The organism is Pseudomonas sp. NFPP24, assembly GCF_900112095.1.
Classification (GTDB): domain Bacteria; phylum Pseudomonadota; class Gammaproteobacteria; order Pseudomonadales; family Pseudomonadaceae; genus Aquipseudomonas; species Aquipseudomonas extremorientalis.
In genome coordinates this window covers 86059-99304 of sequence record NZ_FOKD01000009.1, presented here as the reverse complement: position 1 = coordinate 99304, position 13246 = coordinate 86059, and the positions used below count along the sequence as shown (strand labels likewise).

General features: G+C 58.5%; 12 protein-coding genes, 4 tRNA genes and 1 riboswitch. Of the genes, 11 read left to right on the top strand and 5 right to left on the bottom strand.

The genetic code is table 11. The features are described 5' to 3' along the window. Positions 1 to 3 precede the first annotated feature (3 nt). Positions 4 to 294 carry a hypothetical protein gene (locus tag BM026_RS20065; protein ID WP_003214319.1) on the top strand — a complete coding sequence of 97 codons (291 nt, stop codon included), beginning with the start codon at positions 4 to 6 and terminating at the stop codon, positions 292 to 294. An 11-nt stretch (positions 295 to 305) separates the two neighbouring features. Further along, entirely contained in the window at positions 306 to 1310 is a 1005-nt protein-coding gene (gene astE, locus BM026_RS20060) for a succinylglutamate desuccinylase (protein WP_092242455.1), read from the top strand. Here the strand turns inward: astE and BM026_RS20055 are convergent. Beyond that, positions 1307 to 2755, bottom strand: a complete 1449-nt coding sequence (locus BM026_RS20055) for a M91 family zinc metallopeptidase (protein ID WP_093529824.1) — start codon at positions 2753 to 2755, stop codon at positions 1307 to 1309. The genes astE and BM026_RS20055 overlap by 4 nt on opposite strands. 116 nt (positions 2756 to 2871) lie before the next feature. Then, complete coding sequence (locus BM026_RS20050; protein ID WP_092242461.1) at positions 2872 to 3384, bottom strand: 6,7-dimethyl-8-ribityllumazine synthase; 513 nt, start codon at positions 3382 to 3384, stop codon at positions 2872 to 2874. A gap of 96 nt (positions 3385 to 3480) precedes the next feature. Then, positions 3481 to 3650: riboswitch (FMN riboswitch) on the bottom strand. A gap of 191 nt (positions 3651 to 3841) precedes the next feature. Between BM026_RS20050 and ltaE the strand changes: the two genes are divergently transcribed. From ltaE to mgtE, 8 genes are all read left to right on the top strand, one after another. Continuing rightward, entirely contained in the window at positions 3842 to 4846 is a 1005-nt protein-coding gene (gene ltaE / locus BM026_RS20045) for a low-specificity L-threonine aldolase (RefSeq protein ID WP_092242464.1), read from the top strand. 146 nt (positions 4847 to 4992) lie between these two features. Then, the gene (gene alaS, locus BM026_RS20040; protein WP_093128197.1) at positions 4993 to 7611 is read left to right on the top strand and encodes an alanine--tRNA ligase; all 2619 of its coding nucleotides are present in this window, start codon (positions 4993 to 4995) and stop codon (positions 7609 to 7611) included. A gap of 95 nt (positions 7612 to 7706) precedes the next feature. Then, complete coding sequence (locus tag BM026_RS20035) at positions 7707 to 8948, top strand: aspartate kinase (RefSeq protein WP_092242470.1); 1242 nt, start codon at positions 7707 to 7709, stop codon at positions 8946 to 8948. Between the two features lie 174 nt (positions 8949 to 9122). Next, the gene (gene csrA / locus BM026_RS20030) at positions 9123 to 9311 is read left to right on the top strand and encodes a carbon storage regulator CsrA (protein WP_003175645.1); all 189 of its coding nucleotides are present in this window, start codon (positions 9123 to 9125) and stop codon (positions 9309 to 9311) included. Between the two features lie 62 nt (positions 9312 to 9373). Next, positions 9374 to 9464 (top strand) — tRNA-Ser (locus BM026_RS20025). Between the two features lie 108 nt (positions 9465 to 9572). Further along, positions 9573 to 9649: transfer RNA gene (locus tag BM026_RS20020), tRNA-Arg, on the top strand. A 72-nt stretch (positions 9650 to 9721) separates the two neighbouring features. After that, a tRNA-Arg gene (locus tag BM026_RS20015) sits at positions 9722 to 9798 on the top strand. Between the two features lie 340 nt (positions 9799 to 10138). After that, positions 10139 to 11581 (top strand): magnesium transporter, encoded by a 1443-nt coding sequence (gene mgtE / locus BM026_RS20010; protein WP_093529822.1) that lies wholly within the window; start codon positions 10139 to 10141, stop codon positions 11579 to 11581. A gap of 102 nt (positions 11582 to 11683) precedes the next feature. On the opposite strand, the gene BM026_RS20005 is transcribed toward mgtE, so the two are convergent. The 3 genes from BM026_RS20005 to BM026_RS19990 all read right to left on the bottom strand — a co-directional run bounded on the left by BM026_RS20005 (position 11684) and on the right by BM026_RS19990 (position 12811). Continuing rightward, a complete protein-coding gene (locus tag BM026_RS20005; RefSeq protein ID WP_003175643.1) occupies positions 11684 to 12010 on the bottom strand; it encodes an Arc family DNA-binding protein in 327 nt (108 codons plus the stop codon). A gap of 382 nt (positions 12011 to 12392) precedes the next feature. After that, positions 12393 to 12572, bottom strand: coding sequence for a PA3371 family protein (locus tag BM026_RS19995; RefSeq protein WP_093128194.1), 180 nt, complete (start codon positions 12570 to 12572; stop codon positions 12393 to 12395). Between the two features lie 11 nt (positions 12573 to 12583). After that, complete coding sequence (locus BM026_RS19990) at positions 12584 to 12811, bottom strand: hypothetical protein (RefSeq protein ID WP_093514549.1); 228 nt, start codon at positions 12809 to 12811, stop codon at positions 12584 to 12586. A 327-nt stretch (positions 12812 to 13138) separates the two neighbouring features. On the opposite strand from BM026_RS19990, the gene BM026_RS19985 reads away from it, so the two are divergent. Beyond that, positions 13139 to 13215: transfer RNA gene (locus BM026_RS19985), tRNA-Arg, on the top strand. Positions 13216 to 13246 lie beyond the last annotated feature (31 nt).

The following is a 13246-nucleotide window of genomic DNA, read 5'->3' as shown; positions in this document are numbered from 1 at the left end:
ATTATGACCACCGACACCCTGAAACTGATTCTTGAAGACACCGACGGCACCCAGCTGGAAACTTCCTGCACCCGCGTCGCCGTGGTCTGGCAGGGCAAGGAAATCTGGATCCAGCACGACGGCCGTGGCCAACTGCTGATCGGCGTGGACGTGGAAGAGGGCGACGCCGAATACGCCAACCTGCTGATGCGCCCATTGGCCACCAACCTGATGAGCCTGCAACTTGAAATGGAACCGGCCGATGTTGAAGGTGATGACGACGATCACGTCCATGGCCCAGGCTGCAACCACTAAGGAAGCTGCGTATGCTCGCCCTTGGCAAACTGCTTGAACTGACCCTCGCCGGTCGTGAACCGGCGCAAAAAATTCAACTGACTGTCGACGGCGTGCAGATGCGCTGGCTCAGCGAGGGCGCACTCGAAGTGCGCCCGCCTGAAGCGAAGGACAACGGCAGCGACCTGCTGCTGTCGTCCGGCATCCATGGCAACGAAACCGCGCCGATCGAACTGCTCGACCGCCTGTTGCATGGTATTGCCCGTGGGGAGATCAAGCCCCGTACCCGTATTCTGTTCCTGTTCGGCAACCCCGAGGCCATGCGCCGCGGCGAGCGTTACCTCGAGCTGGACGTCAACCGGCTGTTCAACGGCCGGCATGAAAAAAACATCGGCCCGGAGGCCATGCGCGCCGCCGAGCTGGAGCAACTGGCCCGCAGCTTTTTCAGCCTGCCGGGCCGCTCACGCCTGCATTACGACCTGCACACGGCCATTCGTGGTTCGAAGATCGAGCAGTTTGCCCTGTACCCGTGGAAAGAAGGTCGCCAGCATTCACGCCATGAGCTGGCGCGCCTGAACGCTGCCGGCATGCAAGCAGTGCTGCTGCAGAACAAGACCTCAATCACGTTCACCGCGTTTACCTACGAACAACTCGATGCCGAGGCGTTCACCCTGGAATTGGGCAAGGCGCGGCCGTTCGGGCAAAACCAGGGCGTGGACGTGTCCCGCCTGGAAACACGCCTCAAGCAAATCATCGAAGGCACCGAGCCGACGACTGACAGCCTCGACGGCCTGCAATTGTTTGCCGTCTCCCGTGAAGTCATCAAGCACAGCGACGCCTTCCTGCTGCACCTGCCGGCAGACGTGGAAAACTTCTCGCCGTTGGCCCAGGGCTACCTGCTGGCCGAAGACGTGGCCAAGACCCGCTGGGTGATCGAGGAGGAGGGCGCGCGCATTATCTTCCCCAACCCGAAGGTGAAGAATGGTCTTCGGGCGGGGATTCTGATTGTGCCCTGTGGCGAGGAAGGCCTCGCTTAATAGCGGGTGCGTGGCGGCAGGCCCAGCTCGATGCGCAGGCCGTTCTCGCTGAAGGCCTGCGGGTTGGTGCTGGTGGGCGGTGTGCCTGGGTCGCCGTCGAAGTCGAACGGCGCTGCAGTTGTCGGTAGACCAACTGCTTGCAGCTCGGTGTTCGGCACTTGGGTAGGGGGCAGCAGACTGCCGGGTATGAATTGTGCGCTGGTGCCCGGCAGCAAGGTGCCGGTCATGTAGTTATAGGCGTGGCACAGTTCATGGAACAGGGTGACGACGCTTGGCGTGTCCCCTGCCACATCCAGATGGCTGTAGCTGATGCTGCCTCCGTAGCACGGTGTGCCGGTCTGGCCGTTGTTGATGTACGCGCCGGCTGCACCGGCGGCGTCTCCTGGAATGAAGTGCGCGTCTGTGTCTGAAAGTAGCTCACTGATTTCGATGGGTTTACCGCTGGCCAATGCCGCATTTTCCAATTGATTCAGTAACCTTTGCCCAGTGGGGGAGGCGAGCAGCAGCCGCATGTCATCTTTGGTGCGCTCAATAAACTCGGTGCTGCCTGAGAAGGTGAAGGCTGCCGGGTTGAGCGGCTGCGGTTCAACATGGATAGCGCGGGATGCCAGCTCTCCCTGTGGAAATTTATCCAGCTCTTCGTAGCTTATCTTCGTGTGGTCAACCGTCAGGTCACTTTTGACATTGTGGTAAGTGATGTCGGTGGGTTTGAGTTTTTCCACTTGGTTATAGCCATCACCGGTGTAGATCACGTTGTGGCCGTCACCTGCCTCGATCCGGTCATCACCCGGGCCGCCAACCAGTACATTCGGTCCGCCACCGCCAATCAGCACGTCATCCCCCTCGCCGCCATCAATAAACGAGAGAGCGGTATGCCGGCTGCCTTCGAGCGTGTCGTTGCCGGGTCCGCCATGGAAGGTGACAGGGGTGTCGTTCATTGAGTAAAGATGGTCGTCGCCTTCTTCACCGTCGGCGTAGCACTTGCCTTCGATGACGGTAATATGATCATCCCCTTCACCGCCGAAGATAGACGCGTGATGGGCAGAGCTGTCGATCTCGTCATGGCCGCCGCCGGCATGGACGACGCATGGGTTCACAATATGTGGGCCGAGACCTATCTCGTCGTTTCCCTCGCTGGTAAGGAACGTCATTACCTGAGTGTTTGAAGCGGGCTTGACGATAAAGCCCTGTTCATCGTTGATTCTGACGATCAGGGTCTGCGTTACCTGGGCGTCGGCGTCGTGCTCGTCGACGAATACGTCGACTTTGCTCGGTCCGGATATGACGAACACGAGTTGGTCACGCAGGGTTGCATGGTTCGATTGCCGGAAAATTTCGATGCCGTCACCGTCATGGATTAACTCATGTGGCGTGCTTGGCTGGGTACTGCCATTGATTCGGACGTAGCCAGCAGTATCAAAGGTATGGAACGGATGCGTGGTCATGCGGTAATGCTCTTTAGTAAGGGGATGCCTCACTAGACCGCATGTGCCCTGGCGCGGGGCGGTACTTATCTAGATCAAAACGCCCCGCACTAAAGAACGGGGCGTTTGGAACAACGTCAGACCGCCAGTTTCTGCGGCTCTTCACTGCGACGGATCGCGCGGACTTTCTTCAGCGTGTCGGCGCACGTACGTGCAGCTTCCTGGCCCTTGTGCACGAAGTGCTCGTAGAAGAAGGTCTGGTGTTCGCTGCCGGCGTGGAAGTGATGCGGGGTCAGGGACACCGAGAACACCGGCACTTCGGTTTCCAGCTGCACCTGCATCAGGCCGCTGACCACCGATTGGGCGACGAATTCGTGGCGGTAGATGCCACCGTCCACCACCAGCGCGGCGGCGACGATACCGGCGTAACGGCCGGTCTTGGCCAGCAGCTTGGCGTGCAGCGGCATTTCAAAGGCGCCGCCGACTTCGAAGAAGTCGATATCCGATTCCTGGTAGCCCTGGGCGATGATCTCGGCGAGGAAGCCTTTACGGCTCTGGTCGACAATTTCCTTGTGCCAGCAAGCCTGGATAAACGCGATACGTTCGCCGTGATGGTGCTTGGCTTTGCTGTCGATTGCGGTGGGTTGCATGTTCTGACTCCTGTTTAAGAAAAAAACAGGGCGTTATGAATCGAATGGGATTTAAGGGGACGCAAGCACACATCGTGCGCGGCCCTCAGGTGCCAATCCCGTTCTCTCTTCATCCGGACTATGACCGTCGGCCCCGGGATCACACCGGGTCTGCTGACCTTGTCGCCGTCCTGCGTGAGCAGTTCGAGGCGCCAAGCGCTCGCGGGCTATACACATTGCGTGTAATTACCGCCGGTGGGGAATTGCACCCCGCCCTGAGAACGTTGCCACCAGAACCCTGGCGGCGGAGAGTTTTTAACACGGTTTTTCGAAAACTGCACGACCGCGATATCGATAAGCTATATCGGTTTGTTTGGTTGGTATTCGATTGAATGCAGTTGGGGCTTGATATTGCGTGGCGTTGCCCGCAGTAATCACTCACAAAAGGACCTTACTGAACCCTCGAGAGGCTTGTTTCATGTCTGTGATCGACCTGCGCAGCGACACCGTGACCCAACCCACCCCCGGCATGCTCGACGCGATGGCCACTGCCGCCAGCGGTGACGACGTGTATGGCGAAGACCCCAGCGTCAACCGGCTGGAGGCGGAACTGGCCAAGCGCCTGGGCTTCGCCGCCGCGTTGTTCGTGCCCACCGGCACCATGAGCAATCTGCTGGCGTTGATGGCCCACTGTGAGCGCGGCGAGGAATACATCGTCGGCCAACAGGCCCACACCTACAAATACGAAGGTGGCGGGGCAGCCGTGCTCGGTTCGATCCAGCCGCAGCCGCTGGAAGTCCAGGCGGACGGCTCGCTGGACCTGGACCAGGTGCTGGCGGCGATCAAGCCTGACGACTTCCACTTTGCCCGTACCCGTCTGTTGGCGCTGGAAAACACCATGCAGGGCAAGGTGTTGCCGCTGGAGTACCTGGCCAGAGCCCGCGCGTTTACCCGGGAGCATGGCCTGGCCCTGCATTTGGATGGCGCACGGCTCTACAACGCAGCGGTGAAGCTGGGGGTGGACGCACGGGAGATTGCCCGGCATTTCGATTCTGTGTCGGTGTGCCTGTCCAAGGGCCTCGGCGCGCCGATCGGCTCGGTGCTGTGCGGTTCAACGGCGCTGATCGCCAAGGCCCGGCGTTTGCGCAAGATGGTCGGCGGCGGCATGCGTCAGGCCGGATCCCTGGCAGCAGCGGGGCTGTACGCTCTGGATCATCAGGTGCAGCGCCTGGCCGACGACCATGCCAATGCGCAATGGCTTGGGGATGAGTTGCGCAAGGCGGGTTACGAGGTGGAGCCGGTGCAGACCAACATGGTCTATGTGCAGATCGGCGACCAGGCCCAGGCCTTGAAGGCGTTTGCCGCCGAACGCGGGATCAAGCTGAGCGCCGCACCACGCTTGCGCATGGTCACTCATTTGGATGTGAGCCGGGCGCAGGTCGAGCAAGTGCTCGCGACATTCGTCGAATTTTCGCGCAAATGACTGTGCAGACCGTCTAATTGAGCCTCTCTATCGCATAAACACGCTGTACCACCGGCAAAGGGCCGATATAATGCGGCCCTTTGCCGTCGCTCCGTCTGATGATGTTGCGCACTGGCCTTTGGCCGCAGCCTCCGTGGAAGAACCTAATGAAAAGCGCAGAAATCCGTGAAGCCTTCCTTCGCTTCTTCGAAGAGCAAGGTCACACCCGTGTCTCCTCCAGCTCCTTGATCCCAGGCAATGACCCTACCCTGCTGTTCACTAACGCGGGGATGAACCAGTTCAAGGACTGCTTCCTGGGCCAGGAAAAGCGCGCCTACACCCGCGCCGTCAGCAGCCAGAAATGCGTACGCGCCGGTGGCAAGCACAACGACCTGGAAAACGTCGGCTACACCGCTCGTCACCACACCTTTTTCGAAATGCTCGGCAACTTCAGCTTTGGCGATTATTTCAAGCAAGACGCGATCAACTTCGCCTGGACCTTCCTGACGGGCGTGCTGAAGCTGCCGAAGGAAAAACTCTGGGTCACCGTCTACGCCAGCGATGACGAAGCGTATGACATCTGGACCAAGGAAGTCGGCGTGCCGGCTGAGCGCATGGTGCGCATCGGCGACAACAAAGGCGCGCCGTACGCGTCCGACAACTTCTGGACCATGGGCGATACCGGCCCGTGCGGCCCTTGCACCGAGATCTTCTATGACCACGGCGCTGACATCTGGGGCGGCCCACCGGGCTCGCCGGAAGAAGACGGCGACCGTTACATCGAGATCTGGAACAACGTGTTCATGCAGTTCAACCGCACCGCCGATGGCGTGTTGCATCCGTTGCCAGCGCCGTCGGTGGATACCGGCATGGGCCTGGAGCGGATCAGTGCGGTGATGCAGCACGTGCACTCCAACTACGAGATCGACCTGTTCCAGAGCCTGCTGGCCGCTGCGGCCAAGGCCATTGGTTGCACCAATGAAGACCAGGCCTCGCTCAAGGTAGTGGCTGACCACATCCGTTCCTGTGGCTTCCTGATTGCCGACGGCGTGCTGCCGTCCAACGAAGGCCGTGGCTACGTGCTGCGTCGCATCATCCGTCGTGCCTGCCGTCACGGTAACAAGCTGGGCGCCAACGGCAGTTTCTTCTATCAGATCGTCGCGGCGCTGGTCGCCGAGATGGGCGAAGCCTTCCCGGAACTCAAGCAGAACCAGGCGCATATCGAGCGCGTGCTCAAGGCTGAAGAAGAGCAGTTCGCCAAGACCCTGGAGCAGGGCCTGAAGATCCTCGAGCAAGACCTCGCCAACCTGCAAGGCTCCGTGGTGCCGGGCGACGTGGTGTTCAAGCTCTACGATACCTACGGTTTCCCGATGGACCTGACCGGCGACATCGCCCGTGAGCGCAACCTGACCCTCGACGAGGAAGGTTTCGAGCGTGAGATGGAAGCCCAGCGCGTGCGCGCACGGTCGGCCAGCTCGTTCGGCATGGACTACAACAGCCTGGTCAAGGTTGACGTAGCCACTGAATTCACCGGCTACAAGGCCACCAGCGGTTCGGCCAAAGTGGTTGCCCTTTATAAGGACGGCCAGTCGGTTGATGTACTGAATGAAGGCGATGACGGTGTTGTGGTTCTGGACCAGACCCCGTTCTACGCCGAATCCGGTGGCCAGATTGGCGACTGCGGTTTCCTCAAGGCGACTTCGGGTCGTTTTGATGTGCGTGATACCACCAAGACCGGCGGTGCGTTCCTGCACCACGGTGTGTTGGCGTCGGGCAGCCTGACTGTCGGTTCGTCGGTCGAAACCCAGGTGGACGCCGACGTGCGCCACGCCACATCGCTGAACCACTCGGCCACGCACTTGTTGCACGCCGCGCTGCGTCAGGTTCTGGGCGAGCACGTGCAGCAGAAGGGGTCGTTGGTGGACAGCCAGCGCCTGCGTTTCGACTTCAGCCACTTTGAAGCGATCAAGCCTGAGCAGATCAAGGCCCTGGAAGACATCGTCAACGCCGAGATTCGCAAGAACACGGCGGTAGAAACCGAAGAAACCGATATCGAGACCGCCAAGGCCAAGGGCGCCATGGCGCTGTTCGGCGAGAAGTACGGCGACAGCGTGCGCGTACTGAGCATGGGCGGCGACTTCTCGGTGGAACTGTGTGGCGGTATCCACGCCAACCGGACCGGTGACATCGCCCTGCTGAAAATCATCAGCGAAGGCGGCGTAGCCTCCGGCGTGCGTCGTATCGAAGCGGTAACCGGCGCTGCGGCCCTGGCCTACCTGAATGCGGCGGAAGAACAACTCAAGGAAGCGGCCAGCCTGGTCAAGGGCAGCCGCGACAACCTGATCGACAAGCTGTCCGCTGTGCTGGAGCGCAATCGCGCCCTGGAGAAACAGCTGGAGCAGTTGCAGGCCAAGGCGGCCAGTGCGGCTGGCGACGACCTGTCGGCTTCGGCGGTGGACGTCAAGGATGTGAAAGTCCTGGCTGCACGCCTGGACGGCCAGGACGGCAAGGCGCTGTTGGCCTTGGTCGATCAGTTGAAGAACAAGCTCGGCCGCGCAGTGATCCTGCTCGGCGGTGTCCATGAGGAAAAGGTCGTTCTGGTTGCGGGTGTGACCAAGGACCTGACTGGCCAACTCAAAGCCGGTGATTTGATGAAGCAAGCCGCCGCGGCAGTGGGCGGGAAGGGTGGTGGTCGTCCGGACATGGCGCAAGGCGGTGGTGTAGACGCCGGTGCCCTGGACGCGGCCCTGGCCCTGACCGTGCCGTTTGTCGAGGCAGGTATTTAAGGCACTGTTAACCTGCCCGTGGTCTAGTCACGGGCCGGTGTGGTGCTGGTTGATTGGATATTAGGCGCCCCTTTACGGGCTGAGGCGGCTTAGAAATGGCTTTGATCGTACAGAAATTTGGAGGCACCTCGGTCGGCTCTGTCGAAAGAATCGAGCAGGTGGCCGACAAGGTTAAGAAGTTCCGCGATGCCGGCGACGACCTGGTGGTGGTGCTGTCGGCCATGAGCGGCGAGACCAATCGCCTGATCGATCTGGCCAAGGCAGTCAGCGGTGACCAACAGCCGCTGCCGCGTGAGCTGGATGTGATCGTGTCCACCGGCGAGCAGGTGACCATCGCGTTGCTGGCCATGGCGTTGAATAAGCGCGGTGTACCGGCGGTGTCCTACACTGGCAGCCAGGTGCGCATCCTCACCGACAGCGCGCATACCAAGGCGCGTATCCTGCAGATTGACGATCAGAAAATCCGTACGGACCTGAAAGCCGGGCGCGTGGTAGTTGTAGCAGGCTTCCAGGGTGTGGACGAGCAGGGCAACATCACCACCCTCGGGCGTGGGGGTTCGGACACCACCGGCGTGGCGCTGGCAGCGGCCCTCAAGGCTGATGAATGCCAGATCTACACCGATGTGGATGGCGTCTACACCACCGACCCGCGTGTGGTGTCCGTGGCCCAGCGCCTGGACAAGATCACCTTTGAAGAGATGCTGGAAATGGCCAGCCTTGGTTCCAAGGTGTTGCAGATCCGTGCGGTGGAATTCGCCGGCAAGTACAACGTTCCGCTGCGCGTATTGCACAGCTTCAAAGAGGGTCCGGGCACCCTCATTACTATTGATGAAGAGGAATCCATGGAACAGCCGATCATTTCCGGTATCGCTTTCAACCGTGATGAAGCCAAGCTGACTATCCGTGGCGTGCCGGATACCCCGGGCGTGGCGTTCAAGATCCTGGGTCCTATCAGCGGTGCGAACATCGAAGTCGACATGATCGTGCAGAACGTTTCGCACGATAACACCACCGACTTCACCTTCACTGTGCACCGCAACGAGTACGATGCGGCCGAGCGGATCTTGCAGAACACTGCCAAGGAAATCGGCGCCCGTGAAGTGGTCGGCGATACCAAGATTGCCAAGGTGTCGATCGTGGGCGTGGGCATGCGTTCCCACGCCGGCGTTGCCAGCCGCATGTTCGAGGCACTGGCCAAGGAAAGCATCAACATCCAGATGATCTCCACCTCGGAAATCAAAGTCTCGGTGGTGATCGAAGAGAAATACCTGGAGCTGGCTGTACGCGCTCTGCATACCGCTTTTGAGCTGGACGCTCCGGCCCGACAGGGCGAGTGACGCAGTGCCTGGAAGGCGCGGTTTACCGCGCCTTTCCTTTTTTTGTCGGGCGCATGTTCTTTTGCGCGCGCTCGACAATACTTAGGCGGTAGGGCTATGGCCTTTGGGTTGTAGGTCGAAGGCCTTTTTTTTGCAGACTGTTGTTCCTGAACTGAAATGCGTGAGGAGAAAGGTATGCTGATTCTGACTCGTCGTTGCGCAGAAAGCCTGATTATCGGTGATGGCGAAATCACCGTGACCGTGCTCGGCGTCAAAGGCAATCAAGTACGTATCGGGGTTAACGCTCCGAAAGAGGTAGCGGTGCACCGCGAGGAAATTTACCTGCGGATCAAGAAAGAGAAGGACGAAGAACCAAGCCTTTAATTTTTATCGTTTTTTATGTTTGCAAACGGGGATGAACGTGGTTAATATACGCCCCGTGTTGCGGAGAGCTGGCCGAGTGGCCGAAGGCGCTCCCCTGCTAAGGGAGTACACCTCAAAAGGGTGTCGGGGGTTCGAATCCCCCGTTCTCCGCCATTATTTGCTTAGTACGTTGCAATCTGGTTTTTTCGGTAAGTTGTTGAAATTACTCGAAAAAATAGCTTTACATAGAGATTGAACGGCCTATAATGCGCGGCAACAAATGCACTCGTAGCTCAGCTGGATAGAGTACTCGGCTACGAACCGAGCGGTCACAGGTTCGAATCCTGTCGAGTGCACCATTTAAGCGTCAGTTGCAGTCATGCAGGTGATTCGGTTACAGCCAGTTGTGATCTGGTCTAAAAACACAATCTGCACTCGTAGCTCAGCTGGATAGAGTACTCGGCTACGAACCGAGCGGTCACAGGTTCGAATCCTGTCGAGTGCACCATACAAACAAAAAGCCCGCCTAGTGCGGGCTTTTTGCCGTCTGGGGTTTGTGTAGGATTTCTTCTTTTTCCCTCGCTTTCATGTGTTTTCCTCATCCGCTGCGTCGTCGCAGTTCATAGATGCGGCCTTTGCTCAGCTTTGGCTCGCAAGCGCTTGTTCTTTCCAGTTTTTTGACGTTTAAAGTGGCCGGGCGGTGTATCATTGCGCCCGTCAGCCCCGCCGGGGCTTGTGGAATACCTCCATGGACTTACCCAGTAGTTACTCAGTACCCCGTTTTACCAATCATGAATTGACTGATTGATCCTTCCGGCGTGCCCCGCTGCTGGGAGTGGAGTTCGCCTATGACCGAAGTAGAAGTAAAGAAAACGCAAGAAAGCCTGCAGGATCGCCTGGCTCAAGTCATCGAGCTACTGCAGCGCCAGCGCGTGGTCGAAGACCTTACGCACCGCCAGGATGGCCCGAATAACAACCTGGTTGAAAACCTGGTTCACCGGCAAAACCTCGTCGAGTTGCAGCGCAAGCTTGACGACCTGCACTCCGCCGACGTCGCCTATATTCTCGAAGCCTTGCCGCTGGATGATCGACTGACCCTATGGCAGTTGGTCAAGGCCGACCGCGACGGCGACATCCTCCTCGAAGTATCCGACTCGGTTCGTGAAACCCTGATCGCCGACATGGACGATCATGAGCTCCTGGCTGCAGCCAAGGAGATGGACGCCGACGAACTGGCTGACCTTGCCCCTGAGCTGCCTCGTGATGTTGTCCATGAGCTCATGGAAGCGTTGGACACTCAGCAGCGTGAGCGTGTGCGCTCCGCGCTTTCCTATGACGAGGACCAGGTCGGCGCCCTGATGGACTTCGAGATGGTCACCATCCGCGAAGACGTCAGCCTGGAAGTGGTCCTGCGTTACCTGCGCCGACTCAAAGAGCTGCCAGGTCACACCGACAAATTGTTCGTGGTGGATTACGAAGGCATTCTCAAGGGTGTGCTGCCGATCAAGCGCCTGCTGGTGAATGATCCGGAGAAGAAAGTTGCCGACCTGATGGCCAGTGACACCGTGAGCTTTCATCCGGACGAGGATGCCTATGAAGCAGCCCAGGCATTCGAGCGCTATGACCTGATCTCGGCGCCGGTCGTCGACAAGAACGGCAAGCTGATCGGTCGTCTGACCATCGATGAAATCGTCGACTTGATTCGTGAAGAAAGCGAGACCGAAGTCCTCAACATGGCGGGTCTGCGTGAAGAGGAAGACATCTTTGCCTCGGTTTGGCGCTCGCTGCATAACCGTTGGGCGTGGTTGGCCATTAACCTGATCACAGCCTTTATCGCGTCGCGGGTTATCGGCTTGTTCGAAGGGTCGATCGAGAAGTTGGTGGCGCTTGCAGCGCTGATGCCGATTGTGGCCGGGATCGGCGGAAACTCGGGTAACCAGACGATTACCATGATTGTGCGCGCCATGGCGCTGGATCAGGTCAGTACGGCCAACTCGTCGCGCCTGCTGCGCAAAGAGTTGGCGGTGGGCCTGATCAATGGCCTGGTGTGGGGTGGGGTGATCGGTGTGGTGGCTTGCTTGCTGTATGGCAGTTGGTCGCTCGGTGTGGTGATGACGGCTGCGATGACTCTCAACCTCTTACTGGCGGCGTTGATGGGGGTATTGATCCCGATGACCCTGGCTCGCCTTGGGCGCGACCCCGCCATGGGTGCCAGCGTGATGATCACGGCCATGACCGACAGCGGCGGTTTCTTCATCTTCCTGGGCTTGGCAACGATTTTCCTGCTCTGACTCCATCCTGCGGGGGCACATCTGCCCCCGCTTTGCATTATCTTCCCAAATCCCAGGCAAAAAAAAGCCAGCACTTGGCTGGCTTCGGCTTTCAGTTGCGGATCAATTGGCTTCTGCGGCCGCCTCAACGTCGTGCGCGATAAGCGAAACGAGAGCATTTTGCTGGCGGTGGGAGAGTTGACGAAAACGCTGCAGCAGTTCGCGTTCGTGCAACGACAGCTCTGGGCTGTCCAGGCGCATGCTCAACTCGTCGCCCAGCGCACCTTCCTGAATGAGGCTTTGTTCCAGGCGAGCGATGATTTCGGAGTTCATGCTGCGGTGATGATTGCGAGCCACCTCGGCAATGCGTTCACGCATTCCGTCTGGCAGACGTACGACGAACTTGTCAGCCGTACGGCTGGAATAAATTGCCTGTTTCAATGGGCGCATATATTTAACCGGTTAGTTCAGGGGAGCGGTTTTTGGAATTGGCCGCAAGATGAGTGTTAAGACAAGGCTCACGACCAAAGTTCAACCTGAATTGCAAAGAGGCCGCATCATGCCTCAGATTTGACAGTTCCTTGGCGTCAATTCTGTGACAAATATTGAACTGCCTAAAGGCTTTATGCCAGCACTCATTTACATTTTTGCGGACTGGTTGGAAAATTTTTCACCGTGTGAATCCACGGGGGAACTTCCGCAAGCCCAGGCCACCACAGGGTTTCAGGCCGCACATGCTATAGCAAAGTGGCCTTTTGCCCTTGGTTTTAAGACTAGTGGCAATTTGCCGATATGCGAGGACCAGGCGACATAAGGTCGGGCGTGGCGGGGATCAGCGCAGGACGGGGTCGAATTTGATACGACGACCCACGATGAGCGTCAGCAACAAGAGAGTGGCGAATACACCACAGGCGATGAAAGCGGTGGTGGCGCCGTCTTGAGAGTCTTCACCCAAGCCTAGAACCGCTGTGACTACGGTCAGGCAAAGGAATAGCCAGGCATATTTGGTCATCAGGGGCTTCCTCAGAATACCCAGTGTTCAGATGCAGGTGCCACTTGGGTATCCTGGGTCAGGCGTATGGGCGATTGCACGTTCGGTGCCATCACCGCCAGTTGCGGACGTTGTTGCAAGTGATGAGGGACGGCCTGGGTGATCTGCGCGGGGTCGTGACTGTTGCTCGATTGAAAATGGAACATGAGCAGTGCCGCCAGGGCTACGGTGTTGAGGGCTAACAGAAGGGCACTGTTCATGATTATGTTCTCCGCTTAACGCCGTGGTTTGTTAGGGTTTGTAGGAGAAGTATTGCAGGTGTCATGCCAATGTATTATTTCAATAAAATCAGAGGCTTAAGTCTGATTTGAGAGACTTTCAGGTTGCAATTTGCAATGATGGCATTTCGCGGGAGTGCATTTTGCACGATACGGTTCTTGCGCCTGTATCGACGGGGTCAAAACACGGTCCACCCGGCAAGTATCGGCCTACACTCAAAAAGCCTACGGACGACATGACAAAACCTAACCTGGCCGTTAACATGCACGCCGTCCGTCGCCGCTTGCCAGGCGCGGCGCCTGTCATTTGTCCCAGTAGCTCAATTGGATAGAGCATCCCCCTCCTAAGGGGAAGGTTGGCCGTTCGAACCGGCCCTGGGACACCAGATTCGAGGCCTCGTACAGATTCGTCTGGCG

Bases quoted from the DNA above. Each gene is read 5' to 3' on its own strand.
- BM026_RS20055 (WP_093529824.1), bottom strand. From the start codon at position 2,755: ATGACCACGCATCCGTTCCATACCTTTGATACTGCTGGCTACGTCCGA.
- BM026_RS19995 (WP_093128194.1), bottom strand. From the start codon at position 12,572: ATGACCAAATATGCCTGGCTATTCCTTTGCCTGACCGTAGTCACAGCG.
- alaS (WP_093128197.1), top strand. From the start codon at position 4,993: ATGAAAAGCGCAGAAATCCGTGAAGCCTTCCTTCGCTTCTTCGAAGAG.
- BM026_RS20035 (WP_092242470.1), top strand. From the start codon at position 7,707: ATGGCTTTGATCGTACAGAAATTTGGAGGCACCTCGGTCGGCTCTGTC.
- BM026_RS20005 (WP_003175643.1), bottom strand. From the start codon at position 12,010: ATGCGCCCATTGAAACAGGCAATTTATTCCAGCCGTACGGCTGACAAG.
- ltaE (WP_092242464.1), top strand. From the start codon at position 3,842: ATGTCTGTGATCGACCTGCGCAGCGACACCGTGACCCAACCCACCCCC.
- mgtE (WP_093529822.1), top strand. From the start codon at position 10,139: ATGACCGAAGTAGAAGTAAAGAAAACGCAAGAAAGCCTGCAGGATCGC.
- BM026_RS20065 (WP_003214319.1), top strand. From the start codon at position 4: ATGACCACCGACACCCTGAAACTGATTCTTGAAGACACCGACGGCACC.
- BM026_RS20050 (WP_092242461.1), bottom strand. From the start codon at position 3,384: ATGCAACCCACCGCAATCGACAGCAAAGCCAAGCACCATCACGGCGAA.
- astE (WP_092242455.1), top strand. From the start codon at position 306: ATGCTCGCCCTTGGCAAACTGCTTGAACTGACCCTCGCCGGTCGTGAA.
- csrA (WP_003175645.1), top strand. From the start codon at position 9,123: ATGCTGATTCTGACTCGTCGTTGCGCAGAAAGCCTGATTATCGGTGAT.
- BM026_RS19990 (WP_093514549.1), bottom strand. From the start codon at position 12,811: ATGAACAGTGCCCTTCTGTTAGCCCTCAACACCGTAGCCCTGGCGGCA.